The sequence below is a fragment of the Rhodococcus sp. 06-156-4 genome (assembly GCF_002259345.1).
Classification (GTDB): Bacteria; Actinomycetota; Actinomycetes; order Mycobacteriales; family Mycobacteriaceae; genus Rhodococcoides; species Rhodococcoides fascians_E.
The window spans coordinates 48,322-72,523 of record NZ_NPGB01000012.1 but is presented as its reverse complement, the minus strand read 5'-3'; the positions used below and the strand labels follow the sequence as shown (position 1 = coordinate 72,523).

The window sequence follows — 24,202 nt, the reverse complement described above, 5'->3', positions numbered from 1 at the left end:
TTGTGGCACGTCATAGGCCCATCGCACCTACCGCCGTTCACCACACGAACATCCTCACGCCGACCGATGCCTCGGCATCGCCGGATACGCCGTGGAACCGAATGCCTCCTGTGCCGTGATGGTCGTGAACTCCTGTGCCGTGCTGGTCGTGAACTCCTGTGCCGTGATGGTCGTGAACTCCTGTGCCCTGATGGTCGTGACCGCCGCCAGCGGACGCCTGGTGCGCTGCCGAACCTCGTCGGCAGCGAGAAGAGCGGCACCATGAGCGGTCAACGATTCCGGCGCCGACGGCACGAACACCGGTAGACGTAGATCCCGTCTGAAGACCCGACGGAGCAACGGTAGGTGCGCACACCCTCCGACCATGACGAGTGCGTTCACCGCCCGCGGGGACTCGACGATCACACTGGCGGTCCAGTCCTCGATGGAATACACGGCCCGCTTGACGATCTCGTCGAAAGAGCTGCGCCACAGCCGGATCGGGCCTGCAACGAACGGACCTGGCACCTCCGCGACGCGGAGGCTGGACAGCTGCTCACGCGCGTACGCAATGGCCACCATCAGACTGTCGATCCCGGAACTGGTGATCAGTTCGTCCGCACCGTACGTGGCGAGCAGGTAATCCCGCACGGCCTCGTCGCACACGGTTCCACCGAACGCACTGGTTCGCTCGGCGCAGTACACGCGGCCACTCGCCGGATCGACGACGGACACCGTCGTGCCGGATGCACCGACGTCGCACACCGCGACGGTGCGCAGCCCGTCCAGCTGACCGGAGCCGCGAAGATAGCGCAGCTGCGCGCCGAGTTCCGACACGATGTTGTACCTGTCCGACCGGTGCACCGAGTACGCGGAATTGCGGGTGCGCGACGCCGGGTCATCCGGAACAGCGAGAACGGCGTCCTCGCGATCGACCTGCTGCACCGTCGCCATGGACTCGAGCAGCTCCAGCGCTGCGGCGACGTGACCCTTCGCCTCGAACGACCGAACGACGTTGGCAGACCGCACCGAGTCGTCGGCCGAGTCCAGCGCCGTCGCGCGAGCCGTGGCAGAGCCCACCGACACTCCGAGCACCGTTCTCATGGTTCCCTCGACTTCTGCCCCGTCACGTCCGACTCCTGCACAGATGGTAGCCAGGAAATCCTTCGTTGGGTAGGCCCAGGGAGCCTTTTTCAATCTTTCAGTTTGTTTTCACTGTGATGTAGTGACCGCACACAGTGCCGCAGGGGCTCACGCGACCCGTCGACGCTGCGCCAGCAAGTCGCCCCACTCCTGCGTGGCGGCACCGACAGGCGCTGCGTCCGTAGCTGTCTCACGCGCTGCCGCAACGAGCGAACGAGCGGATTGCAACAAGCTGACATCGAACGTGAAACTGTGCGTCACCAATTCTTCGAATGCCTGTTCCGGGGAATATCCCCGCAAGGCAATGAGAACTCCGACAGCCCAATCGATACTGGTCCGAGAATCGTCCATCGAGCCAACCTACAATCCGTGAGATGTGAATATGCGTCGGTAACAACAACTTCGAGAATGCGCCAGACAACGATGCACGAGTTACGGACAGCGCATACAACACACACGCGGCCGCGAGCCGGCTTGTAGCCGAAGCGAACGGCCGCTGGAAATCATGGACCGATGGTAGCCCGGAATTCCCGCCGACTGCCACCGATGTTCGATGACAATTCACTACTCCGCGGATAATTCACACGCGGTTCACACGACCGAATCGTCATGTACTCATGAGGCTTCGGGAGCAGTACCGAACGCAGGCATGCCGGATCTAGGGGACGTCGTTCTCCATGATCGGCGCGTCGGTAGTGCTGCTGATTGACGGCGAAGACGTGGTCTCAGTTGTAGTCGGCGTCGTAACGGGTGTCTCGGGGATTGTCGAGGTCGTCGTCACCCCACCGTTGCTCGGTTTGGTCGAACCCGGCCGCGTCGGGCCTGGTTCGGTCGGGACCGGACGGACCGGCGGTGCTGCTGCGCCCGGGTCGGCGGACTCGGGTTGCCCGGCTTCCGGCTGCGGCGCAGCTTCTCCGACGGGTGCGAGGGGCACGACGACGACAGCGCCGGGATCGACCGGAAGCGCGTCGGCGCCTGGCACGCCGTCGATCGGCGGCTCCGGAGCAGCGGTCGTCGACGCACCGACCGGGATGGATGCAGGGCGCGTCGGCGACGCATCCGAGGCCGGGACATCCGACGGATAGACCATCTCCGACGGGACCGAACCGCCGGCCTGCGACGGATCTGCCGTCATCGCCCATGCTGTGACGCCGCCCAGGGCGGCGAGAACGCAGGCGCCGACGGCGGCAATCGGCCAGACCCCGCGGTGCGGCTCTCGCGCTGAACTGGGTGCTGCGATTGCCGGCGCGAGCGAGCCCACGAGAAGGGCGGCAGCGATGTCCGGGGTGTAGGCGTCGGACAGGCGATCGTCGAAGATGTCGACGACGGGAGTCGGCTCGGATTCGGTGGCAGCCAGGGCGTCGGCGACGATTTCCCGTTGAAGAGCGTTCTCGCACACCACCGCTGCACCAGCGACGTTCAGGTCGTGTTGCATGGCCTGGACGCGCATGAAGCCGAGCGCGGTCGACACGGCTCCGCCTATTCCGCCGGGAGTTGCGGCGACGGTGACCGTGCGGGTCGCGACAGGGCCGAGCTCCGGGAGGGTGGTGTCCACCAGCGACGCCGTGACCTCGTACGTGCTGACGTGCACGCCAAGCGCGATGTGCATGCCGCTCGTACCCCCCGTGTAGTGCCGTGAACCGAGTACCCGACGCCAATCCGGGCGATCGGTTGGTTTGATCGGCAATCAGACTACCCGGGTACCGGACAATCGTCGCATTCAGATTCCGGACTCGGTTATCTCCGCGCGGGACGCGGCAGCGGCGGCGAGTTCCTGCGCGTACAGCAACCCGAACGTGAACCCGTTCTCTCCTGGCGTGACACCCGCTTTGCGGCCCAACTCGAGCAGGGTCGCCGCGGCCACGACGGCATCCTGGTGCTCTCCGAGGATCTCCTGGACGTTCTTGTACCGGGCGATCCTGGCTTTCGACTCCTTCTTCCCGACGATCGGCTCGACCAACTCTGCGGCGTAGCGTGCCCGTTTGCCTGCCTTCCGGGCTCGGTGCAGTGCCTCGTCGTCGCCGGCGACTGTCGCCGCAGCCACCCGCTTGGATGCTTTCTTGCCTGCCTTGCGTGCGAGAACGTCGAGATCGTCGTCGTCGAGCTTGTGCGCGCTTTTCGCCAGCGGTAAGCCGCGGGTCCACTGCGCCAGTTCGGTCAGTAGGGCGAGATACCGCTCGCCGTCCAGTTCGGCGGTCACCACGGCACGGAAACGAAGCTGCTCGGCGAGCAGATCGTTCTCGATTCGCGCGGCGACGGGACCGAGCACCAGGTGATCCGGTAGCTCGCCCAGGGATTCTGCAAAGCGAGCACGCTGCACCTGACGGTCGCGAACCTCACCGAGAAGTCCGGCATACCAGGATAATTCCGTTTCCAGGAACAGCGCCCTGTCGTCGTCGAACAGTTCGGCGAACACGCGAAGCGTGCTGCGGTAACGGCGAATCGCGACTCTCGTCGAATGAATCGGATCCATACCGCGACGCAGGTACACGTCGCCCGCGAAGATCGCCTGGGCCTGCTGATTCAGGTAGTCCGCGACGACGCCGACGGTTCCCGTGTGGACCGGCTCGGCCGACGAGCGAACCGCACGATGGAATTTCGACGGATGCGCGCCGACGCGTGCCCCTGCCGCCTTCAGCTTCTTGCCCACCTGCTTCAGATCCGACTCCGCCCCCTCGGGACCGAGCTCGACCTCCACCTCCCGCCAACCGTGCCCGTCGGCGCCGGACAGATCGACCGTGACGGTGTCGTCGGCGAGTTCGGCAACCACGCGACCTTTCCGATCGGACAGAACGTGAAGCCTGCGCAGCGACGTCAACGTAGCCACAGGGGACAACGGCTTGCCGAGCGTGGCACCGATCAGAAGCTCCGCGAGTTCACCCGGGACTGTCGCGTCCTCACCGCTACCGAGCGGCAACCTGATCTCGGTCCGCGCCTTGTCGGCCGGAACCTTTGCGTGCCATCCGGTGTCGGCGTCACCGCGTCGGCGACGCACCGTGATTCCGCGCTGCAGCAGGTCGAGATCCGCGGTGTCGAAGTACGTGCTGACGAGCGAGACCTCCGACTCCGTCGCGGAACCGCCCGCAGGAATCAGCTTGTCCGCATCGGGAAGGACGAAGTCCGGGTCGACGTCGAACTTGTCCTCACGTTCGGTGTGTATCGAAGCCATGGAACGAGTCTGCCGTACACAGGTGAACAAACGGAGGCAAACATCGCCGGGCAGGGTCTCTACCGGCGGAGTTCTACCGGCGCGATGACGTTCGCGGAGGAGCCGACGACCGCACGGGCGATTGGGTCGGTGGCCGCGTCGTCGCGGTCGGACGAGTGGTCTGCGGTGGGTCGTTCCGCGGTTGGTCGTCCCGCTGCCGAGTCGTCGCCGTGGGGGTCGGGGTGGGTGCGCTGCTAGTGGTGGTCTCCCGGCGTCGAGTCGTGGTGACCTTCTCGTCGTCGGTCGACTCCACTTCGTCGGTCGTGTCCGCGTCACCTGTAGACGCCTCCGGGGTGGTGGTCACGGCCGCGGAGGTCGTGTCCGGAACCACGGACGCATCCGGTGGGCCAGGCGGCAGGCTGGGAGCCACGGTGGTGGCAACGGAGGAAGAGGACGTGATCACCGGCGTGTAGTCCAGGGCCGGGGGCTCGACTCCGCGATCGCTCGACGCCGCCGCAATCGACACGACCACACCGCCTGCGATCAACGCAACGGCTCCGCCTCCCAGGTACCGCGAAGCGCGTAGGCGCGTCAGACGCCGCGACGACGTGTCGCTGTGACGGGGACGTGCCCTACTCCCGGTGACGACGGACGCGGGGCCGTCCCCTCCCGCGGTCCCCCCGGCGTCGTCGGTCGCATGCTGGGCGACGACGAGTCGCCGAGCCATCCCCATCGCACCTCGCGCAGCCAGAGCTTCCGGCTCGCGCGGGACGAAGACGGGCACCGACAAACCGTCGATCAAGCTCTGTCGCACTATCTGCATGTTCGCGCCTCCGCCGACCGCGAACAGGGCGTCGACATGGGGCGCATCGGTGATCATCGACGACGCCAGAGCGACCGCGTCGTACACGCTGTCCCGAACCAGATCCTCCATGACGGATCGATGAAGGGTGGCGACGCCGGCCGGGCTCATCACCTCCACCGCCGTGACGGACGACAGTCTCTCCTTGGCCTCGCACACGGTCTCGACGAACACGTCGCGAGATTCCGGGTCCAGGACCTGCAACCCGAGAAGATGCTGGGACAACCTGGCGTCGCACCCGTCTCCGGACAACACGGTGCTGCGCCGTGAACCGAGGACGCGGCCGGAGTCGCATTCCACGATCGACACGGTGACCCCGCCCGCACCGACGTCGAACAACGCGACAGTCTGATCTGCCGTGAGATCCCCGGACTCCTGCAGCGCGCCGATCTGCGCACCGATGTCCGATACGAGCGCAAGGCCGTCGGCATGCTCCACCCCGTAGACCTCGCTGGGGTTCTTGTCACGAAGAGCCAGGACGGGGACCGTGCCCGTGGCGCCGTTCTCGCGCGCGAACTTGTGGACGGCCCAGGTCACCGAGCCCCACGGATCCTGCGAACCTTCGGGTACGGCAATGACGGTCTCGGTGCTGAGCTGGGGATCTGCGCGCACGTCGCTGCATGCTGCGCGTATTCCGCTCACACCGAGCGATGCGCCGAGTACGGCTGTCATCGAAAACCTCGCTCCGGTAAGCCCCAACCCACTTCGGCAAGGGTCGAGACTACCCGAAAAACCGTATGTCCGTATTGAAAATACGCTGTAAACAGACCTGAAGTTCAGTCGACCGGCGATTGAACGAAGTTCAGGTACGCTTTCGACGGTGTCGGGCCCCGTTGACCCTGATACTTCGATCCGACCGCCGCGCTACCGTAAGGATTCTCCGACGGGCTCGACAACCGGAACAGGCACAGTTGCCCGATCTTCATCCCCGGCCACAACGTGATCGGGAGATTCGCCACGTTGGACAGTTCCAACGTGATGTGCCCGCTGAACCCGGGATCGATGAACCCCGCGGTCGAATGCGTCAGCAAACCCAACCTGCCCAGCGAGCTCTTTCCCTCGAGCCGACCCGCCAGGTAATCCGGCAGCGTCGTCAGTTCGAGCGTCGACCCGAGGACGAACTCGCCTGGATGCAGTACGAACGGCTCGCCGTCCGCAGGCTCGACGAGCGTCGTCAACTCGTCCTGCTGCTTCGACGGATCGATGTGCGTGTAGCGAGTGTTGTTGAACACCCGAAACAGCTTGTCCAACCGAACGTCGACGCTCGACGGCTGCACCATCGCAGAATCGAAAGGCTCGATACCGAGGTTGCCGGTGGACACTTCAGCGCGGATGTCGCGATCGGAAAGCAGCACAGTGCAGGCTATCGCTCCGGCAGCACACCGTTCCCGCTGACCACCCACACGACACCCGACTGCTAGAGTTGCTCGGCGCGGACAGCCTCGACCGTCCGCCGCGCCGGTGTAGTTCATTGGTAGAACGCGACCTTCCCAAGGTTGAGAGGCGGGTTCGATTCCCGTCACCGGCTCTCTTTCTCCTTTCGGCGGTAACAAACCAAAACACGGTCCTCGAGTGTCGAATTCGAGAACTCGACCGTTAATTCGGCGGAATCGACCCTCGCATCGAGAACAAATATTCACATTTCGCTTTCCAGTGCAGTAAGCAGGCTGCATTGTGTTAGACATCCCTCGTGCTTTTGTTACCCCTCGACAATTGATACGAAGGACCCGAAATGAAGTGGTTCGCTCTCGTAATGGCCCCGATCCTGATTGCGGCGCCTTATACATATCCGTTTCCCACCTACCCGCGACCGACGGTGTTTCCCAAACCTCCGACCACCACGGCGCCACCGCCCACGACGACAGCCCCTCCTCCCGTCACCACGGCCACTCCACCGCCGAGCGGCGGGCAGACGACCGTGCTCTGGGAGGACCAGTTCAACGGGTCGGGCGCCGTCGATCCTGGAAAGTGGGGTTTCCAAACCGGCAGGTGGGGCGCAACTTCGGGGGAGCAGCAGTACTACACCAACTCGACCAACAACGCGTCGGTCGCGGGTGGCTCGCTGAACATCACGGCCAGGAGGGAAACGACTCCGGACCGCAAGCCCGCGCCGAACAACTTCACCAGCGCTCGTGTCGTGAGCTTCGGAAAACAGTCCGTAACCCCGCCAGTGCGACTGGAAGCGTCCATAAAGATGCCTCGTGCGGCCGGATTACTACCCGCTTTCTGGTTACTCGGCCTCGAACCGGGCAATGAATACAATTGGCCGCGTCAGGGTGAAATCGACGTCGTGGAAATTCCCGGCACAAATGGTCCCTCTTTCAATCTGCACGGTCCGGCGCGTAACAACTCCAGCACCGACGTCAAGACCGGCAGCGGAATGAGCCCGATTTCCGACGGCTTTCACACCTATCGGGTCGACTGGTTCCCTGACCGAATCACCTGGTTCGTGGACGGTGTCCAGAAGTTCACCGTGACGAAGAGCGACTACGAAGCCAAAGGGGGCAACTGGAAGCCGTTCTCCGGCGCATGGCCTCACTACGTCCTGTTCAACGTGGCAGTCGGCAACGACTGGGTCGGCAAAGCCCCTGCATCGACTCCGTTTCCGCAAACCATGAGCATCGACTGGGTCAAGGCAAGTCGTATCAATTGATTCGACTGTGATACGTCAGTAAAACAAACTCGTTTCATTGGTACATCGCACAGCGCATCGGCATAGGGTCGAGAGGAACCCACAAATCGAGGTGCTGTGTGAGCTACCGATTCTCGACGACGTCGACCGCCACCGTTCTGCTCCTGTTCGCCGCGTTCGGCGGCATCGCTCATGCTGCGCCGCCGAACGCTCCGGACGTACCGGGGCCCGCCCAGAGCACTCATGCCGATGCGATCGCGTACGCGGCGAACCACCCCGATTCGGCGCCTCCCGGCATGAACCCGACGGACTGCGTCCCGTCGGCAGAGCATCCGAATCCGGTCATCCTGGTCCACGGCACCGACGCGTCGGTCTACGCGGACTGGGCCGCACTGTCGCCCGCGCTGGCGTCGGCCGGCTACTGCGTCTACGGACTGAACTACGGCGCCTCGCCGGACGGAACCAGCTTCGGCTACACCGACATTCGCGGTAGTGCCGCGCAGCTGAAGGACTTCGCCGACGGTGTTCTGTCCGCAACCGGCGCCGAGCAGGTCGATCTGGTCGGATACTCGCAGGGCGCGGCCGTCACCCGATACTTCACCAACCGCCTCGGCGGAGCGGACGTCGTCGACAAGTGGATCGGCATCGCGTCCCCCGCCTACGGCGGAACCGCCTACGGAGTGTCACCGGCTATCCAGGCCGTGCCGAGCGCCACGCGACTGGTGTCCAGCGAGTTCGGCCCCGCCCTGGTCCAACTGATCGAGGGCTCGACATTCCTCCAGGATCTCAACGCAGGCGGTGACACCGTCCCCGGCGTCGAATACACCAGTATCGCCACCGACGTCGACGAGGTCATCCAGCCGTACACCAATGCGCTGCTTCGTGATCCGGACGCCCGCAACATCGTGGTGCAGGACGTGTGCCCTCAGAACAACGTCGCGCACTTCACGTTCACCTACGACCCGACGACCATCGCTCTCGTTCTCGGCGCCCTCGACCCCGACGCTGGAATCGTCCCACCGTGCACACCGGTTCCGATCGGTGCCGGCGTTCTGGACGTGGTGATCGCCAGCAACGCGCCGCCGCCCGCCGGATGATCGGCGGCGACGCCGATCGCGCACTCACCGCGCCGCGTGACGTTCCAACCAGTCGATCCCGAACGCCGTGATGGGTCCGGCGTCGACGACCACGCTCTCCGCGAGCCCCACCAGCCCACGAGCTCCGGCTCCGGTCGCGAGAAACTCCCGGACCACCGTCGCGAAGTAATCGTCGTCCAGGCCGGCCACCACGGGATCGGACGTGTCGAACTCCTCGGACCAACGCCAGACGGTCTCGCCGTCCGGACCTCGAAACGGGTACTCACGCCTCACCCGGCGCTTGGCCGGAACATCGGCCAACGCCTCCGCGTGATGCAGCACCGTCATCGTGTCCAGCGGCGCACCGACCATCAACACTCTGCCGCCGGCCCGGACCAGACGGGCGAACGGCGAATCCGGGCCGTAACCGTTGTCCAACGGGTGATCACGCGTGAACTCGTCGGCCCTCGCACCCAGCGCAGCGACCGAGGCGCCCGGGTTTGCGCTCCGGAGGACTCCCGGCCTGGTACCGATCGTCGACGCGAGTATCCCGTGGTCTCGCGCCGCCCGCGCGGTCGAAGGATCGAACGGCGGAACATGGGGCCGAATGTCGGCCGCAACGGTGCCGTCGGGACCCCAGATGTCGAGGCCCAACTCCCAGTCCTGATACGAGAGAACGGTTCCCGACGGCCCGACGACGTCCAGAATCGCATCGACCAGTGCGTCGGGGCCACCGAGGATCGTCCCGACGCTTCCGCACGCGGCATGCACCATCACGGCGTCGCCGCCTCGAATACCCAGGGCGCGGACGTCCGCGCCGAGGCTCGCTCGCGTAGCGATCATGGACGACGACCCTAGGGTGTGTCGACCTCACTGTCGAGCTTGAGCACCCGCTGCCCGTCGGACTGTTCGATCAGGTAGGCGGGCGTCTTCTCGGTCCCGTTCCTGGTGATCTCGCTACCCGAGATCTTTCTGGTCACCTTGTCGGTGTGGACCTCGACGATCTTGCCCTCGGCAGTGCCCTGTCCCCAGTTCCACTGCACGGTCGTGCCTTTTCGGTGCGTCATGCCGCCGGACTACCCCATCCGGGGGAATTCGATGCATCACCCACCCGGCCGCCCTCTACCCGACCGAAAAACGGTCGCAGCGGGCGTCACGACTGCTACCTTTCCCTCGAGCGCTGCGAAGAGGGGAAACGAATGTCACTGGTTGCAGATTACGTCGTGGTCGGCGCAGGTTCCTCGGGCGCGGTGCTCGCGAACCGGCTCAGCGCAGACCCGCGGAACACTGTCGTCCTGCTCGAAGCAGGGCCGGAGGACAAGAACAAGTTCGCGCACATCCCCGCAGCCTTCTCCAAGCTGTTCCGCAGCGAGGTCGACTGGGACTACGACTCCGAGCCGCAACCGGAGCTCAAGGGCCGCAGTATCTTCTGGCCACGAGGCAAGATGCTCGGTGGATCCTCGTCGATGAACGCCATGATGTGGGTTCGCGGTTTCGCGGCCGACTACGACGAGTGGGCATCGCTGTCGGACTCGTCGTGGTCCTTCGAGAAAATCGTCCCGTACTTCCGCAAGATCGAGTCCATCGAAGGAACGACGGCACTCGACGCCGGCACGACCGGGCCGTTGATCGTCTCGCACCAGCGAAGCCCGCGCGCACTCACCGCCAAGTTCCTCGAGGCCGTCGAACAGGCAGGTTATCCGGTGGAACCGCCGAACCTGCCCGAGCCCAAGGGTTTCTCGCAGACCATGGTCAACCAGAAGCGCGGAGCCCGCTGGAGCACAGCGGACGCCTACCTGGCGCCCATTCGCAAACGGAAGAATCTGACCGTCCTGACCGAGGCGCAGGCCACCAGGATCGTGTTCGACGGTTCGGCCGCGGTCGGCGTCGAGTACGTGTCCGGTGGCCACACCCAGACGGTGCGAGCGGCCCGCGAGGTGGTGCTCGCCGGTGGCGCGATCAACAGCCCGCACCTGCTGATGCTCTCTGGAATCGGCGACCGTACGGTTCTGCAGAACCTCGGCATCACCGTCCAGCATCACGCGCCCGAGGTGGGCCGTAACCTCACCGACCACCTCGCAGCGCTCATCGGCTGGAGCGTCGACAGCGATTCCTTGTTCTTCGCCGAGAAGATCCCCGAACTTCTGAACTACCTGATTCGCAGGCGCGGAATGCTGACGTCGAACGTCGCCGAGGCCTACGGTTTCATCAAGAGCAGAGACGACCTCGCTCTGCCCGACGTCGAACTGATCTATGCCCCCGCCCCGTTCTTCGACGAGGGGCTGATCGCACCCGACGCCCACGCCGCCGTCATCGGCTCCGTCCTGCTCCGTCCGCGCAGCCGTGGGGAGATCACGCTGCGCACTGCCGATCCGTTAGCGAAGCCGATCATCGATCCGCGATACCTCAGCGACGGTGACGGCGCCGACCGCGCAGCCATGCTGGAGGGACTGCGCGTGTGCAACGAGATCGCGTCCCAGCCTGCGCTGACAGGTCTGCTCGGCGACATAGTCCGCCCTCGCGACGCCGGCGATCTTCTGTCCGAGGCGCTCGAGCAGAATGCGCACACGCTCTACCACCCCACCAGCACCTGCCGGATGGGCAACGACACCTCCAGCGTCGTCACGCCCGACCTCAGAGTGCGCGGCGTCGCCAACCTCCGGGTGGCGGACGCGTCGATCATGCCGACCATCATCCGTGGCCACACACACGCACCCAGCGTCGTGATCGGCGAAAAAGCGTCGGACATGATCCTGCGGGGCTGACCTGCTCGCTCGAGCGTGCCGTAAAGAAACCGGACCGTTGGATAGGGCCCATTTCGAAGGCCTTGCATAACGGATCGGTAACGCCACGGTGTCGAACAGGACACGGCACCACTACGAGTGGTCGAATCGGACATTCTGGGCACACGAGACGTCTCGGACGTGAGAGTCTTTGTGTACCAAAGCCATATGAACGGTTCGGCAGCGGCGGACAGAGCAAAAGCGTGTGGGTTCAGTCGATCTTTTGCGCCCAAATCGCCTCTGTTTCACAAATGGTCGAAGACCTCACCCATCCGGTACCGACCCGGTGGCGAATTACAGACAACGCTCAAGACATGAGCACGAAAGGTAGACATACAATGACCTCCATCCGTAAAGTCATGGCCGCCACCGCAATTGGCGCACTCACACTCGTACCTCTCGCCGCATGCTCGTCCGACGATTCCTCGTCCACCACGGAATCCACGTCGTCGGCCGCTGCCGAGACCACCGAGTCGACACCCGAGCCCGTGGCAGAGGTCGACGACCTCTCGAACGGCGTCAGCACCGCAGTCCTGCTGGACCCCGGCTTCACCGGCGCTCTCACCACCCTCGGACTCACCCCGGGCGTCATCGGAACCGCCACTCTCGCAGACGGTTCCATCAGCTTCCCGATCACCGGCGGAGACGTGAAGTACTGGGAGCCCGGCACGGTCGATCCCTACGTTCAGGGTGAAATCATGCACGACGGAAGCGGTCTGTCGCTCACCGCAGGGGACACCGTCGTCGAGCTGACCGACTTCGACATCGACCCGGGCACCTCGCTGCTCACCGGCAACGTGTCCGTCAACGGTGAAGTCGCTGCAGAAGACGCAGTCATCTTCGACCTCGACGGCCGCACCCTGAACCCGTTGGCGACCGGCCCCGACAACACCGCGATCCTGCAGGGCACGCAGGTCAAGATCTCGGAGACCGCTGCCGGCCTGCTCAACGACACCTTCCAGACCGATGCTGTCACCCCCGGCCTGCTCGTGGGCGTTGCCACCATCACCATCGCCACGGCGTAATGACCGAACCCGAACGCGCGAGATCACCGCTCCAGGTGGCCTCGCGCGTTCGGCGTCGTCGCCCCACCCCTCCCACGTTCCGTAGCCCCCTGCGGGGGCCGTGGCTGACGTCCGTCTTCGGCGCCGTACTGCTGCTCGGCCTGCCCATCGTCATGATCACGGGACTGCTGTCCTACATGGCGTACGGCCCGCAGTTCGGTCAAGCGATGCCGGCCGACGTCGGCTTTCTTCGTCTCCCCCACTTCGATTGGCCCACCGACCCGGCCTGGCTGTACCAACTCACGCAGGGACTGCACGTCGGCCTCGGTCTGATTCTCGTACCCGTCGTCCTCGCCAAACTGTGGTCTGTCATCCCGAAACTGTTCACCGTACCTCCGGTTCGCTCGGTAGCCTCTGCCTTGGAACGACTTTCGCTGATCGCACTCGTCGGCGGCATCATCTTCGAGACGGCCACGGGCGTCCTCAACATCCAGTACGACTACATCTTCGGCTTCAGCTTCTATACTGCGCATTACTGGGGCGCATGGGTGTTCATCGCCGGATTCGTCAGCCACGCCGTCATCAAGATCCCGACGATGGTGACGGCGCTGCGCTCCCGATCCCTGATGCAGGTGCTCCAAGACAAACAGACACAACAGGAGACCGGCGAGTCCGAACTGATCGCCGAGGACCCCGACGAACCGACGATCAGCCGCCGCGGGGCACTTGCACTCGTCGGCGGAGGCGCACTGTTCATCGCCGTGCTCACGGTAGGTCAAACCACCGGCGGCGTCCTCCGCACTGCCGCAATTCTCCTACCGCGCGGCCGATCCTACGGTGATGGACCGAACGACTTCCAGATCAATCGCACGGCCGCCGCTGCAGGAATCGGCGCCGAGAACACCGGCTCCGACTGGCGCCTCGCCATCTCCGGCGGCAGCACGCCGCTGACGTTGAGCCGAGAGCAACTCCTGAACATGGAGCAACACACCGCCGAACTACCGATCGCCTGCGTGGAAGGGTGGTCGACAGTGCAGACCTGGACCGGGGTCCGCCTCCGCGACCTCGCCGCCGCTGCGGGCGCGGAGAACATCGCCTCGACTCTGGTCACCTCGGTCGAGACCAACGGGCCGTTCCGTCAGGCCACCTTGCAATCCAACCAGTCGCTTCACCCCGACTCGCTCCTGGCGCTGAAGGTGAACGGTGCCGACCTCTCCCTGGATCACGGTTATCCGGCACGCATCATCGTCCCCGCCATGCCGGGCGTGCACAACACCAAATGGGTGGCGAGCATCGAATTCAGGTCCGCATCATGAGACGTCTCTACGGCGCGGGTCCGCTGCACCTGCTGCTCATGGGTTTCGTGTTCGCCCTCATCGGTTATGTCGTCCACGTGGCCGGCATCGCAACCTTCTGGAACCGCGATGTGTGGTGGCAATCCATCGCGGTGTGGTTCGCGGGCGCCGTCGTGCTCCACGACCTCGTGCTGGTGCCCCTGTACTCGATCGTCGACCGGGCACTGCGCGCTTCTTCGCGTCTACTACGCCCGAGTGTCCCTGTGCTGAACCACATCCGGATACCCGCGCTCGGCGCAGCCCTCACCTTCGCGCTGTTCTTCCCCGGAATCATCGAGCAAGGCTCCGACACCTACCGAACCGCGACGGGCCTCACCCAGGAGCCGTACCTCGTCCGCTGGTTGTTGCTGACCGCCGCCCTGTTCGGCGCCAGCGCGGTCCTCTACACCGTTCGAATCGCAACATCGCATCGTGCACGAAACAGGAGAGAATCATGACACTCACCGCGGACGAGATGTTCGGCCGCGCCGCATCGGGTCTCCCCTGTTGGATGGGGTACTCCGACGGTTCACGTGCGGCGCTGCCGACCGCACGATGGATGGGCGGCGCCTCGGCGAGCCAGGAAGACCTCGCCGCCGATCACGAGATGCTGCGGCACTGCGTCGGACCGACGCTCGATCTCGGCTGCGGCCCAGGCCGCCTCACCGAAAGCCTCGTACGTCGCGGCGTCTCGTCCCTCGGGGTCGACACATCACGGAAAGCCGTCGACCTCACCGTGGGACGTGGTGGGCGCGCCGTTCTACGTGACCTGTTCGACGCACTCCCCGACGCGGGCCGATGGGCGTCCGTACTTCTCGCCGACGGAAACATCGGCATCGGCGGAGACCCGGTGCGCCTGCTGCGCCGCGCCGCCGAACTGATCCGACCCGACGGCACGGTCATCGCCGAGGTCGACGCGCCCGGATCGAATCACGTGATCGAGCAATCCGTTCGATGGGAAACCGACACGACATTCGGCGAGTGGTTCGCATGGGCCCGAGTCAGCGTCGACGCGACGGCCGACCTCGCACACGCCGCGGGCCTCACCGTCGTCGACGTCGCACCCGTTCACGGACGGTACTTCGCGCGCATGAGCCTGGCGGATCACCAATTCGTGAACAGCAGATGATTGATCGCGAGTGCGGCGACCACCTGCAGTGCCAACCAGAACTTGTGCGAACGCTGCGGCAGAACAGCAGGAGCAAGCAACATCCACATCGCGAACGGAAGCCAGATACGTTCGGTCTCGGCCTTGCTCAGCTGACTCACGTCAGCCATCACCACCGCCGCGAGGCCGGCGAGGACCAGCAGATTGATCGGCTGCAGCCGCGTGAAGATCCTGGGCAGCGCAGCCGGAACAGCCAGGCCCAGTGCACAGAACAACGCAGCGAAGTTCGCCCAACCCCAGTATGCGAACGGACGATCCGTCGCGATGCCCTGGTAGTAACGCTCCTGGACCAACTCGTAACCGTCGAACCACCAGAATCCGTAGGCCGTGAACACCGCCGTGACGACGAGCGCACCCGCCACAGCTCCGACGAGCGGCCACGCTGTGCGCGCCGCGATCAGAACAGCCACCGCGGGCAGGCCCATCAAGACCAAACCGTAGTTGAGGTAGATCCCGAAGCCGAGCAGCACACCAGCAGCCACGGACGCGGGCCAGAGAAGTCTCGAGTTCTTCCGTGTCGATACGGCCAGCAACGCGATACCCCAGGCAACGACGCCCATGTAAAAGGCGTCCGCGGACACCGCGACCCAGATCGCAGCGGGCGCGAGCACCACGAAGGGCGCTGCCCGACGGGCCATGGTCTCGTCGCCCAGGGCACGGACGGTCACCAGAACCGCTACGGCAGCGCTGGTTCCGACGAGGACACACAGCGACGCCGCCCACGCTCCACCGCTCAGCCCGAGCCGATCGAGCCACACGAACGTCAGCAGAGCGCCCGGCGGGTGACCGGACACATGGGTGGTCCAGGAATCGACCTGGTAGTCCAGAATGCGATCGGAGAAGCCTCTCAGCGTCTCCGGGATGTCGGTGATGCCGGGTACCTCGTGCAGATACTCGTCGGTGGACGCGAGCCGATCGACGAATCCTCTACGCCATCCGTCGATCATCGCCAGCGACATCGTCCACGCCGCCGACGATCCCCACACCACGAACAGCAGCCGACGCCACGGCAGACGTCGCGCCAACTCCGGTCCCCACAGAACACCGGCGATCGCAACGACAATCGCGAACGGGGTGCCCCACCCGTAATGAGGCTCGCGGAAGCCGAAAAGCGGTGCAGCGTCCGCAAAATCACGAACCTGCTGCGGTGTCCGGTTGATGATCGGGGTGATCAGTTCGTTTCCCAGGTACGGTACGACGAATGCCACCGCGACCAGCACGGCGGCGAGTCCGCCTGCCAGAGCTTCTCTCCAGTATCGGATAACGTCCACCCATTTCTCGTGCGATACAGCGTCGCCCTGAAGCATAGAAGAGAATGACACCATGAGTTCACGACAACGAGCGGACATCGCCGTCATCGGCGGCAGCGGCTTCTACTCGTTCTTCGGGCCCGACGCCGAAAGTATCGAGATGGACACCCCGTACGGAGCGCCGAGCGGCCCCATCACCGTCGGCGACGTCGACGGCCGACCGGTCGCGTTTCTGCCTCGTCACGGAGCGAACCACGAGTACTCACCCCACACACTGCCGTACCGCGCGAACATGTGGGCACTGCGAATGCTCGGCGTCGGTCGAGTCTTCGCGCCGTGCGCCGTCGGCAGCCTCGTTCCCGAGTACGGGCCGGGAACCGTGGTGGTGCCGGACCAGCTGGTGGACCGAACCAGTGGGCGCGTGCAGACCTACTTCGACCGCGGCGGAGTACACGTGGAGTTCGCCGATCCCTACTGCGGCGACCTACGCGCCGCAGCACTGCAGGACGGGGTGGTCGACGGCGGCACCATGGTGGTCGTCGAAGGGCCTCGCTTCTCCACTCGCGCCGAAAGCCAGTGGTTCGCTCGACAGGGATGGACCCTGGTCAACATGACCGGCCATCCCGAAGCCGTGCTCGCCCGAGAATTGGAGCTCTGCTACACCCCGATCGCCCTCGTCACGGACCTCGACGCAGGAATCGAAACCGGGCAGGGCGTCCGAGCCGTCGATGTCTTCGCGGAATTCCAGAAGAACATCGAACCGTTGAAAGCACTGGTGCGCAGCGCTGTCAACGCCGCGCTGATGGGTCCGTGCGAGTCCTGCCGGGTCCACGACGGCGTGACGCTGCCGATCGAGCTGCCATGACCCGCGTCCTTCTCACCGGCGCAGCCGGTTTCATCGGCGGACACATACGATCGGCGCTCGAACCGAATCACGACGTCGTCGCCATCGACGCGATGCTCGCGTCGGCTCACGGCCACAGCCTAGATTCCAGCAGCGTCGATACCAGCAGCGTCGAATCCAGCAGCGACATCACCCGAGTCGACGTGCGCGATCACGCTGCGTTGGTCGAGCTTCTGGCGAGCGTCGACGTCGTGTGCCACCAAGCTGCCGTCGTCGGCGCAGGCGTGGACTCCGCCGATGCGCCTGCCTACGCCAGCCACAACGATTTCGGGACCGCCGTTCTGCTCGCAGCGATGGCAGAAACCGGCTGCACCAGACTGGTGTTGGCATCGTCGATGGTCGTGTACGGCGAAGGAAAATACCGCAACGCCGCCGGCGACCTCGTAGTGCCGGGGCCCCGTACGAGGTTGGCGGACGGCATCTTCGAGAACACCGACCCCGCCACCGGCGAGGTCCTGGACTGGGCACTCGTGGAGGAAGACTCGGAGCTGCGGCCACGCAGCACCTATGCAGCGAGCAAGGTAGCCCAGGAGAACTATGCCCTCGCCTGGTCGCTCGCCACCGGCGGTTCGGTGACCGCACTGCGGTACCACAACGTGTACGGGCCTCACATGCCGAGAAACACCCCGTACTCCGGAGTCGCCGCAATGTTCAGGTCCTCGCTCGAAGCCGGCAAGGCTCCCCAGGTCTACGAGGACGGGCACCAGGCGCGAGACTTCGTACACGTCAGCGACATCGCCGCCGCGAACACCGCAGCCATCGACGCCGCATTACCGGGATTCACTGCCCTGAACGTCTCGTCCGGGCACCCGATCACCATCGGGGAAGTAGCCTCCACGCTGTCCGACGCCTGCCGCGGCCCGGCCCCACAGATCACCGGCCAGTATCGACCGGGCGATGTGCGACACATCGTCGCCAGTCCTGAAAAAGCCGAAAGGACACTCGGATTCGTCGCCGCAGTGTCCCCGGAACAGGGCCTCCGCGAGTTCGCGACAGCACCACTGCGCGACGCGGAAGGCACCGGTGCACCTCGTGTCTGACGTGACGGTCGTCCTGCCGTGCATGAACGAAGCAGGATCACTTCCCGGCGTGCTGGCACGAATTCCCACCGGGTACGTCGCGCTCGTCGTCGACAACAACTCCACCGACGGCACCGCGGACATCGCGAAAGCACACGGCGCCACCGTGGTACACGAATCCGTTCCCGGATACGGATCGGCAGTGCACGCAGGGGTGCTCGCAGCAACAACCGACATCGTCTGCGTGATGGACGGAGACGGGTCGATGGATCCGCAGGATCTCCCTGCCCTGGTGAGCGCGCTGGACACCGCCGACCTGGTCGTCGGCCGTAGACAGTCCGGCCACTCCCCACTGCACGCACGGCTCGGGAATGCCGTTCTCTCCCTCCGACTGCGAACCAAGTACTCGCTACCGGTCCACGACCTCGGCGCGGTGCGGGCGACACACCGACGAACACTGCTGGACCTGAACGTGACCGACCGACGATCGGGATACCCCCTGCAACTTCTGGTGCTCGCATCCAAGGCCGGGCTGACCGTCCGCGAACTGGACGTCACCTACAATCCGCGAACCGCCGGTAAATCGAAGGTATCCGGCTCGATCAAGGGGACGATCGTTGCCACACTCGACTTCTGGAAGGTGTTGTCATGAAGGTCACCGCCCTGGTCGTCGCTAAATCCCCCGTTCCCGGATTGGCCAAGACAAGGCTCGCCGCAACCCTCGGCACCGACGCCGCCGCCGACATCGCCGCCGCCGCACTGCTCGACACCCTCGACGCCGTGTCCGCCGCCGACTTCGATCACCGCGTCGTCGCCATCACCGGCGACCTCGACAAAGCAAGCCGCCGAGAAGAACTGGAAGCGGCACTGGCGTCGTACACCGTGGTGAGGCAGCGCGGCGACGGGTTCGCCGAGCGCCTGATCCATGCACACGAGGACGCGTCGGGTACCCCTGTCTTCCAGATCGGAATGGACACCCCACAGATCACCGCGGAACTGCTCGACGCGTCGGCGATGCACCTGACGGAACCGGAGCAGTCGGTGCTCGGTCTCGCCGAGGACGGTGGATGGTGGGCACTGGGACTGCCGAATGCCGCTCTTGCCCAGGCGTTACGAGACGTTCCCATGTCCACGCCCACCACCGGAGCCTCGACGCGCACCGCACTGGAGAACTTGGGCGCTCGCGTGCGGACCCTGGCCGTCCTGCGCGACGTCGATCACGAGAGCGACCTGCAGTACGTGGCCGCGGAGTGCGCGTCGGGCAGTCGTTTTCGGGCCGCGGCCGAGCGGTACGTACCGCGTCTGCAATGATCGATGGATGCTCTCGGAGAACACCAGTGTCTGACAAGAAACCTGCTCGGATCCGGTTTCCCCGTCGGCTGAGACAGGTCGATCCCGCGCGCCGCGGAATCGTCCTCGCGTGGCTGGCCTTCACCGTCACGTTCGGCGGGGCCAGGTTGGTCACGTGGCTGATCCAGATCGACACCCGCGGCGTCGGCGATCTCAGTGCCGGCGGGGTTCACCTGCACCACTATCTGTGGGGAATTCTCCTGCTGGCGGCGGTCGCGATCTTCGGGTTGGTCGACCGCAGCCCGAGAACTCGCTCGTGGATGGGCATCGCACTCGGCATTGCGTTGGGACTGATCGTCGACGAAGCAGCTCTTCTCATCACACTCGAGGACGTGTACTGGCAGAACGAAGGTTGGTCGTCGATTGCCATTGCGGTGACCCTGATCGGCGTCGTCGGAAGTGCTCTGGTGCTCACGCGTAGCGGGGCGACCACCGAAGACTGACCTGAAATTCCCTCATAGGGTATTTTGGGGAATTGTGGCGAACGACTTCTATACCGCCGAGCAAGTCGCCGAACTACTCGGCCTTCACGTCCGGACGGTGCGCAACTACATCCAGGACGGACGTCTGCCCGCCGTCAGAATCGGCAAGCAATACCGCATCACCCCCGCCGGCCTGGCGGCACTCACCAGTGGCGACTCCCCTGCGTCGGAGATCGGCGTCGACGTGACGAGCATCGTCGACGCCACCGCCATCGACGAGCACACTGCCTCGCGTCTCGCACTGTTTCTCTCCACCGCCGCCACCGGCCGTGGTCCGAGCGCTCGGCGGCTTCGGATCGACACCGCATACGACACATCGACGTCGACGCTGAAGATCGTCGTCTTCGGCGGTGCAGGCGACGTCGCCGAGGTTCTGCGCTTGATCGACACCTTCGTCGAGGGAAGCCGATGAACGTTCTCCACGTCTCCGCCGACGGACACCCGATCGGTACGGAACAGGACGCACTGGACATCGTCGGCGAGGCATTCGGCATCGAGGCGCGCGTCGCCGTGGTCCCGGTGCAGCGGCTGATGCCGGAATTCTTCGATCTCAGCACCCGCCTCGCCGGTGAATTCGTACAGAAACTAGTGAACTACCGGATTCTCCTCGTCATCGAAGGCGATATCCAGCCATATACCGAGGTCAGCGAGCCGCTACGCGCATTCGTGGCCGAATCCAATCGGGGCCGACACATATGGTTCGTTCCCAATCGGTTATCGCTCCAGGACCGGATTGCAACAATCCGATAGCCGCTTTCGCAGTCATTTCTCAGGACCAAGTGCTACAAACAATGTGTGACCGGGGTACTCATAGGCGTGGCGATCTGGATGGCGATGGCTCTCGTCGTCGCCGTCGTGCTGGGTCGGGTCTCTCAGCGCGCGGACAGCGAAGAACTCGGATCGACCCTGAGCTGGGACACCGACGAGATCGACGAGGCCGTACAGCACGACCGGTAGACGCCGCTTCCGAGCGCCTACTCGTTCTTCTCCACGATTTCCGTCAGGATCTGTGCCGCCTCTGCGAGCGTGGCGCGCTCGTCGTCGCTGAGCTCACCCAGTCTCTCGGCAAGTACCCGCTCACGCTCGGCGACGTCAGTGTCCGCCACAGCCCGTCCCGAGTCCGTCAGGGTCAGAACCACCTGTCTCCGATCGGTCGCGTGCGGCACACGCTCGAGTAAACCCATCTCCACCAGGGCGTGCGACGATCTCGACACCGACGGCGGTTTGATCCGCTCACGCACGGCCAGCTCGCCCGTGGTCATCGGACCTTCCCGAAAGAGGGTCGTCAGGATCGACAGCTGAGCGACGGGAATTCGGTCGCTGGCGTGCCGCAGACGAAGCCGACGATTCAGGCGCATCGCCGACACCGACAAGTCCCTGGCCAGGTGCGTGTCCGATTCCGAGCTCATCCCGACAGGTTAGCGTGCCGAACGAACAGGGCGCGCACGGCCGACCCTCCGAGCGCGCAGATCCTGCGGCATCATCGGGGGATGGATGCCGAAGACTGGGACCGCAAGTACGAACGCCGTGACGCCGTCCCCGGCGAACCGCCCAACCAGACACTCGTCGAGATCGCGACGTCGCTTACCCGTGGACGCGCCCTGGACCTGGCGTGCGGCGCCGGACGCAACTCCATCTGGCTGGCCACGCGGGGGTGGGAGGTGACCGGCGTCGACTTCTCGTCGGTGGCACTCACCCGAGCACACCGCGTCGCGTCGGCGTCGCCTGCATCCGTCCGAAACAGGCTCACCTGGGTCCACGCGGATGTGACGACCGTCCTACCGGAACCGGGATACGACCTGGTTCTCGCGCTCTATCTACATCTACCCCACGAGCAACGCCGCAAAGCAATCTCGACGGCACTCGATGCGCTGAAACCTGATGGAATCCTCATGATTCTCGGTCACCATTCGAACAACATCACCGATGGAGTGGGCGGACCCCAGGAAGTCGAACTACTCTATACGCCAGAGGAATTGGCAATCGACGTCGGCGATCGAGCCGTCGTGAACCTCTGCGAAACAAGGTTCAGAACGACAGACAGCGGTACCGCAATCGATTCGTTACTACTCGCCAGTAGGTCCCGCCTTGGCAGCGCGAATGAACGGGGGTAATATGCCCTATGTTACCGACGAGTAGCTATACCGAGTAGCTAGATGCTTGGGCGGTACTCACGAGACCGCACCACTGACTGGAGAGCGACGCAATGGGCCATTACAAGAGCAACCTTCGGGATCTCGAGTTCAACCTCTTCGAGCTGTTCGGGCTCGACGAGTCCCTCGCAGGTGACAACTTCGGAGACCTCGACGGCGAAGCCGCGCGCGACATGCTGCGCGAGGTAGTACGCCTGTCCGAGGGTCCCCTCGCCGAATCCTTCGCCGACGCGGACCGCAACCCGCCGGTGTTCGACCCGGAAACCCACACCCTGAAGCTGCCGGACTCGTTCAAGAAGTCCTTCAAGGCCCTCTACGACGGTGAATGGTGGCGCGTCGGCCTCGACGACGAGGTCGGCGGCATCGCCGCTCCCCGCAACCTCGGCTGGGCACTCAACGAAATGCTGCTCGGCTCCCAGCCGGCCGCGTTCATGTACTCCGCCGGACCCTCCTTCGCCAACGTCCTGTTCCACAACGGAACCGACGAGCAGAAGGAATGGGCCAAGGTCATCGTCGAACGCCAGTGGGGCGCCACCATGGTCCTCACCGAGCCCGACGCCGGATCCGACGTCGGCGCCGGACGCACCAAGGCCATCAAGCAGGAAGACGGCTCCTGGCACATCGAGGGGGTCAAGCGCTTCATCACCTCGGCAGTGTCCGACGACCTGTTCGAGAACATCTTCCACCTCGTTCTCGCCCGCCCCGAAGGCGCAGGACCCGGCACCAAGGGCCTCAGCCTGTTCTTCGTCCCGAACACCCACTTCGACTTCGAGAAGGGTGAACTCGGCGAGCGCAACGGCGTCTTCGTCACCGGCGTCGAACACAAGATGGGACTCAAGGCGTCGGCGACGTGCGAGCTCACCTTCGGCGGACACGGAATCCCCGCGCAGGGCTGGCTCGTCGGCGAGGTACACAAGGGCATCGCGCAGATGTTCGACGTCATCGAACACGCACGAATGATGGTCGGCACCAAGGCAATCGCCACCCTCTCCACCGGCTACCTCAACGCTCTCGACTACGCGAAGCAGCGCGTCCAGGGCGCCGACCTGACGCAGATGACCGACAAGGCAGCACCGCGCGTCACCATCACGCATCACCCCGACGTCCGTCGCAGCCTCATCACGCAGAAGGCATACGCCGAAGGCCTGCGTGCTGTGTACCTGTACACCGCCGCTCACCAGAACCCGATCACGGCCAAGCAGGTCTCCGACGCCGACGAGGACATCGCCTACCGCGTCAACGACCTGCTGCTCCCGATCGTCAAGGGCGTCGGCTCCGAGATCGCCTACCGTCAGCTGGCCGAGAGCCTGCAGACCCTCGGCGGCTCCGGCTTCCTGCAGGACTACCCGATCGAGCAGTACATCCGCGACTCGAAGATCGACTCGCTGTACGAAGGAACCACTGCCATCCAGGCGCAGGACTTCTTCTTCCGCAAGATCGCTCGCGACCGCGGCGTTGCACTCGCTCACGTTGCCGGACAGATCAAGTCGTTCATCGACAGCGAAGCAGGCAACGGCCGGCTCAAGGCAGAGCGCGCGCTTCTCGCCACCGCACTCGAGGACGTGCAGGCCATCGTCACGACGATGACCCAGCAGCTCATGGGTGCACAGGAACAGCCCACCGAGCTCTACAAGGTCGGCCTCGCATCAGTGCGCTTCCTCATGGCATTCGGCGATCTGCTCATCGGATGGCTCCTGCTCCGTCAGTCCGAGATCGCCATCACGGCACTCGACAACGGCGCCGAAGGTAAGGAAAAGGCGTTCTACGAAGGCAAGATCGGCGTCGCGTCGTTCTTCGCCAAGAATATCCTGCCCGAGCTCACCGCAACGCGGAACATCCTCGCCAACATCGACCTCGACGTCATGGAACTCGACGAAGCAGCATTCTGATCCCTGCTGTCACCACGGCCGCACCC

The 24,202-nt window shown here is 64.7% G+C and carries 27 protein-coding genes and 1 tRNA gene; 18 read left to right on the top strand and 10 right to left on the bottom strand.

The features are described 5' to 3' along the window. Positions 1 to 54: 54 nt before the first annotated feature. The 6 genes from CH290_RS07315 to dcd form a co-directional block, all read right to left on the bottom strand. A complete protein-coding gene (locus CH290_RS07315; RefSeq protein ID WP_033188896.1) occupies positions 55 to 1,083 on the bottom strand; it encodes an Hsp70 family protein in 1,029 nt (342 codons plus the stop codon). 147 nt (positions 1,084 to 1,230) lie between these two features. Then, positions 1,231 to 1,473 (bottom strand): ANTAR domain-containing protein, encoded by a 243-nt coding sequence (locus CH290_RS07310; protein WP_020110514.1) that lies wholly within the window; start codon positions 1,471 to 1,473, stop codon positions 1,231 to 1,233. A 307-nt stretch (positions 1,474 to 1,780) separates the two neighbouring features. Next, on the bottom strand, positions 1,781 to 2,731 hold the full coding sequence (locus CH290_RS07305; RefSeq protein ID WP_020110513.1) for a hypothetical protein: 951 nt from the start codon (positions 2,729 to 2,731) through the stop codon (positions 1,781 to 1,783). Positions 2,732 to 2,842: 111 nt separating this feature from the next. After that, complete coding sequence (locus CH290_RS07300) at positions 2,843 to 4,291, bottom strand: CYTH and CHAD domain-containing protein (RefSeq protein ID WP_020110512.1); 1,449 nt, start codon at positions 4,289 to 4,291, stop codon at positions 2,843 to 2,845. Positions 4,292 to 4,364: 73 nt separating this feature from the next. Then, entirely contained in the window at positions 4,365 to 5,804 is a 1,440-nt protein-coding gene (locus CH290_RS07295) for an Hsp70 family protein (RefSeq protein ID WP_033188895.1), read from the bottom strand. 104 nt (positions 5,805 to 5,908) lie between these two features. Then, a complete protein-coding gene (gene dcd / locus CH290_RS07290; protein ID WP_019665613.1) occupies positions 5,909 to 6,487 on the bottom strand; it encodes a dCTP deaminase in 579 nt (192 codons plus the stop codon). A gap of 102 nt (positions 6,488 to 6,589) precedes the next feature. Between dcd and CH290_RS07285 the strand changes: the two genes are divergently transcribed. The 3 genes from CH290_RS07285 to CH290_RS07275 all read left to right on the top strand — a co-directional run bounded on the left by CH290_RS07285 (position 6,590) and on the right by CH290_RS07275 (position 8,861). After that, positions 6,590 to 6,660 (top strand) — tRNA-Gly (locus CH290_RS07285). A 204-nt stretch (positions 6,661 to 6,864) separates the two neighbouring features. Continuing rightward, entirely contained in the window at positions 6,865 to 7,785 is a 921-nt protein-coding gene (locus tag CH290_RS07280; RefSeq protein WP_230594010.1) for a glycoside hydrolase family 16 protein, read from the top strand. 98 nt (positions 7,786 to 7,883) lie between these two features. Then, entirely contained in the window at positions 7,884 to 8,861 is a 978-nt protein-coding gene (locus tag CH290_RS07275) for an esterase/lipase family protein (protein WP_033188894.1), read from the top strand. Between the two features lie 24 nt (positions 8,862 to 8,885). On the opposite strand, the gene aac(3) is transcribed toward CH290_RS07275, so the two are convergent. Continuing rightward, complete coding sequence (aac(3), locus tag CH290_RS07270; RefSeq protein ID WP_033188893.1) at positions 8,886 to 9,683, bottom strand: aminoglycoside 3-N-acetyltransferase; 798 nt, start codon at positions 9,681 to 9,683, stop codon at positions 8,886 to 8,888. 11 nt (positions 9,684 to 9,694) lie between these two features. Further along, positions 9,695 to 9,907, bottom strand: coding sequence for a hypervirulence associated TUDOR domain-containing protein (locus tag CH290_RS07265; RefSeq protein ID WP_019665609.1), 213 nt, complete (start codon positions 9,905 to 9,907; stop codon positions 9,695 to 9,697). A gap of 132 nt (positions 9,908 to 10,039) precedes the next feature. On the opposite strand from CH290_RS07265, the gene CH290_RS07260 reads away from it, so the two are divergent. From CH290_RS07260 to CH290_RS07240, 5 genes are all read left to right on the top strand, one after another. After that, entirely contained in the window at positions 10,040 to 11,605 is a 1,566-nt protein-coding gene (locus CH290_RS07260; RefSeq protein ID WP_033188892.1) for a GMC family oxidoreductase, read from the top strand. Positions 11,606 to 11,961: 356 nt separating this feature from the next. After that, complete coding sequence (locus tag CH290_RS07255) at positions 11,962 to 12,648, top strand: hypothetical protein (protein WP_033188891.1); 687 nt, start codon at positions 11,962 to 11,964, stop codon at positions 12,646 to 12,648. After that, entirely contained in the window at positions 12,648 to 13,943 is a 1,296-nt protein-coding gene (locus CH290_RS07250) for a molybdopterin-dependent oxidoreductase (RefSeq protein ID WP_094620625.1), read from the top strand. The genes CH290_RS07255 and CH290_RS07250 overlap by 1 nt, the downstream gene beginning before the upstream one ends. Continuing rightward, positions 13,940 to 14,419, top strand: coding sequence for a hypothetical protein (locus CH290_RS07245; protein WP_033188890.1), 480 nt, complete (start codon positions 13,940 to 13,942; stop codon positions 14,417 to 14,419). Before CH290_RS07250 ends, CH290_RS07245 begins: the two co-directional genes overlap by 4 nt. Next, positions 14,416 to 15,090, top strand: coding sequence for a methyltransferase domain-containing protein (locus tag CH290_RS07240; protein WP_033188889.1), 675 nt, complete (start codon positions 14,416 to 14,418; stop codon positions 15,088 to 15,090). Before CH290_RS07245 ends, CH290_RS07240 begins: the two co-directional genes overlap by 4 nt. Here the strand turns inward: CH290_RS07240 and CH290_RS07235 are convergent. Next, on the bottom strand, positions 15,066 to 16,436 hold the full coding sequence (locus CH290_RS07235) for a hypothetical protein (RefSeq protein ID WP_033188888.1): 1,371 nt from the start codon (positions 16,434 to 16,436) through the stop codon (positions 15,066 to 15,068). The two genes, CH290_RS07240 and CH290_RS07235, sit on opposite strands and share 25 nt — an antisense overlap. A gap of 16 nt (positions 16,437 to 16,452) precedes the next feature. Here CH290_RS07235 and CH290_RS07230 point away from each other — a divergent pair, with 16 nt between their 5' ends. The 8 genes from CH290_RS07230 to CH290_RS30170 are packed head-to-tail and all read left to right on the top strand — an operon-like array spanning position 16,453 to position 21,091. Then, positions 16,453 to 17,244: an S-methyl-5'-thioadenosine phosphorylase gene (locus tag CH290_RS07230; RefSeq protein ID WP_020110502.1), complete on the top strand. Its 792-nt coding sequence runs from the start codon at positions 16,453 to 16,455 to the stop codon at positions 17,242 to 17,244. Then, positions 17,241 to 18,323 carry an NAD-dependent epimerase/dehydratase family protein gene (locus tag CH290_RS07225; protein ID WP_033188887.1) on the top strand — a complete coding sequence of 361 codons (1,083 nt, stop codon included), beginning with the start codon at positions 17,241 to 17,243 and terminating at the stop codon, positions 18,321 to 18,323. Before CH290_RS07230 ends, CH290_RS07225 begins: the two co-directional genes overlap by 4 nt. Then, positions 18,307 to 18,954: a glycosyltransferase family 2 protein gene (locus tag CH290_RS07220; RefSeq protein WP_033188886.1), complete on the top strand. Its 648-nt coding sequence runs from the start codon at positions 18,307 to 18,309 to the stop codon at positions 18,952 to 18,954. Before CH290_RS07225 ends, CH290_RS07220 begins: the two co-directional genes overlap by 17 nt. After that, positions 18,951 to 19,613, top strand: coding sequence for a TIGR04282 family arsenosugar biosynthesis glycosyltransferase (locus tag CH290_RS07215; RefSeq protein WP_033188885.1), 663 nt, complete (start codon positions 18,951 to 18,953; stop codon positions 19,611 to 19,613). Before CH290_RS07220 ends, CH290_RS07215 begins: the two co-directional genes overlap by 4 nt. 26 nt (positions 19,614 to 19,639) lie before the next feature. Further along, positions 19,640 to 20,095, top strand: a complete 456-nt coding sequence (locus CH290_RS07210; protein WP_019665598.1) for a hypothetical protein — start codon at positions 19,640 to 19,642, stop codon at positions 20,093 to 20,095. A 34-nt stretch (positions 20,096 to 20,129) separates the two neighbouring features. Next, positions 20,130 to 20,546 carry a helix-turn-helix domain-containing protein gene (locus tag CH290_RS07205; RefSeq protein ID WP_019665597.1) on the top strand — a complete coding sequence of 139 codons (417 nt, stop codon included), beginning with the start codon at positions 20,130 to 20,132 and terminating at the stop codon, positions 20,544 to 20,546. Continuing rightward, positions 20,543 to 20,884, top strand: a complete 342-nt coding sequence (locus CH290_RS07200) for a DUF4180 domain-containing protein (protein ID WP_020110498.1) — start codon at positions 20,543 to 20,545, stop codon at positions 20,882 to 20,884. Before CH290_RS07205 ends, CH290_RS07200 begins: the two co-directional genes overlap by 4 nt. Positions 20,885 to 20,929: 45 nt before the next feature. Continuing rightward, positions 20,930 to 21,091, top strand: a complete 162-nt coding sequence (locus CH290_RS30170) for a hypothetical protein (RefSeq protein ID WP_019665594.1) — start codon at positions 20,930 to 20,932, stop codon at positions 21,089 to 21,091. A 17-nt stretch (positions 21,092 to 21,108) separates the two neighbouring features. On the opposite strand, the gene CH290_RS07195 is transcribed toward CH290_RS30170, so the two are convergent. Continuing rightward, on the bottom strand, positions 21,109 to 21,543 hold the full coding sequence (locus CH290_RS07195; RefSeq protein ID WP_019665593.1) for a MarR family transcriptional regulator: 435 nt from the start codon (positions 21,541 to 21,543) through the stop codon (positions 21,109 to 21,111). 81 nt (positions 21,544 to 21,624) lie between these two features. Between CH290_RS07195 and CH290_RS07190 the strand changes: the two genes are divergently transcribed. Together CH290_RS07190 and CH290_RS07185 are read left to right on the top strand one after the other, a co-directional pair. Beyond that, positions 21,625 to 22,248, top strand: a complete 624-nt coding sequence (locus CH290_RS07190; protein ID WP_033188884.1) for a class I SAM-dependent methyltransferase — start codon at positions 21,625 to 21,627, stop codon at positions 22,246 to 22,248. A 92-nt stretch (positions 22,249 to 22,340) separates the two neighbouring features. Next, positions 22,341 to 24,176: an acyl-CoA dehydrogenase gene (locus tag CH290_RS07185; RefSeq protein WP_020110495.1), complete on the top strand. Its 1,836-nt coding sequence runs from the start codon at positions 22,341 to 22,343 to the stop codon at positions 24,174 to 24,176. Positions 24,177 to 24,202 lie beyond the last annotated feature (26 nt).

Coding starts and splice junctions, on each gene's coding strand:
- CH290_RS07240 (WP_033188889.1), top strand. CDS start 14,416: ATGACACTCACCGCGGACGAGATGTTCGGCCGCGCCGCATCGGGTCTC.
- CH290_RS07215 (WP_033188885.1), top strand. CDS start 18,951: ATGAAGGTCACCGCCCTGGTCGTCGCTAAATCCCCCGTTCCCGGATTG.
- CH290_RS07190 (WP_033188884.1), top strand. CDS start 21,625: ATGGATGCCGAAGACTGGGACCGCAAGTACGAACGCCGTGACGCCGTC.
- CH290_RS07260 (WP_033188892.1), top strand. CDS start 10,040: ATGTCACTGGTTGCAGATTACGTCGTGGTCGGCGCAGGTTCCTCGGGC.
- CH290_RS07280 (WP_230594010.1), top strand. CDS start 6,865: ATGAAGTGGTTCGCTCTCGTAATGGCCCCGATCCTGATTGCGGCGCCT.
- CH290_RS07195 (WP_019665593.1), bottom strand. CDS start 21,543: ATGAGCTCGGAATCGGACACGCACCTGGCCAGGGACTTGTCGGTGTCG.
- CH290_RS07305 (WP_020110513.1), bottom strand. CDS start 2,731: ATGCACATCGCGCTTGGCGTGCACGTCAGCACGTACGAGGTCACGGCG.
- CH290_RS07250 (WP_094620625.1), top strand. CDS start 12,648: ATGACCGAACCCGAACGCGCGAGATCACCGCTCCAGGTGGCCTCGCGC.
- CH290_RS07200 (WP_020110498.1), top strand. CDS start 20,543: ATGAACGTTCTCCACGTCTCCGCCGACGGACACCCGATCGGTACGGAA.
- CH290_RS07225 (WP_033188887.1), top strand. CDS start 17,241: ATGACCCGCGTCCTTCTCACCGGCGCAGCCGGTTTCATCGGCGGACAC.
- CH290_RS07235 (WP_033188888.1), bottom strand. CDS start 16,436: ATGCTTCAGGGCGACGCTGTATCGCACGAGAAATGGGTGGACGTTATC.
- CH290_RS07315 (WP_033188896.1), bottom strand. CDS start 1,083: ATGAGAACGGTGCTCGGAGTGTCGGTGGGCTCTGCCACGGCTCGCGCG.
- CH290_RS07245 (WP_033188890.1), top strand. CDS start 13,940: ATGAGACGTCTCTACGGCGCGGGTCCGCTGCACCTGCTGCTCATGGGT.
- CH290_RS07300 (WP_020110512.1), bottom strand. CDS start 4,291: ATGGCTTCGATACACACCGAACGTGAGGACAAGTTCGACGTCGACCCG.
- CH290_RS07230 (WP_020110502.1), top strand. CDS start 16,453: ATGAGTTCACGACAACGAGCGGACATCGCCGTCATCGGCGGCAGCGGC.
- CH290_RS07255 (WP_033188891.1), top strand. CDS start 11,962: ATGACCTCCATCCGTAAAGTCATGGCCGCCACCGCAATTGGCGCACTC.
- CH290_RS07185 (WP_020110495.1), top strand. CDS start 22,341: ATGGGCCATTACAAGAGCAACCTTCGGGATCTCGAGTTCAACCTCTTC.
- CH290_RS07295 (WP_033188895.1), bottom strand. CDS start 5,804: ATGACAGCCGTACTCGGCGCATCGCTCGGTGTGAGCGGAATACGCGCA.
- CH290_RS07310 (WP_020110514.1), bottom strand. CDS start 1,473: ATGGACGATTCTCGGACCAGTATCGATTGGGCTGTCGGAGTTCTCATT.
- CH290_RS07265 (WP_019665609.1), bottom strand. CDS start 9,907: ATGACGCACCGAAAAGGCACGACCGTGCAGTGGAACTGGGGACAGGGC.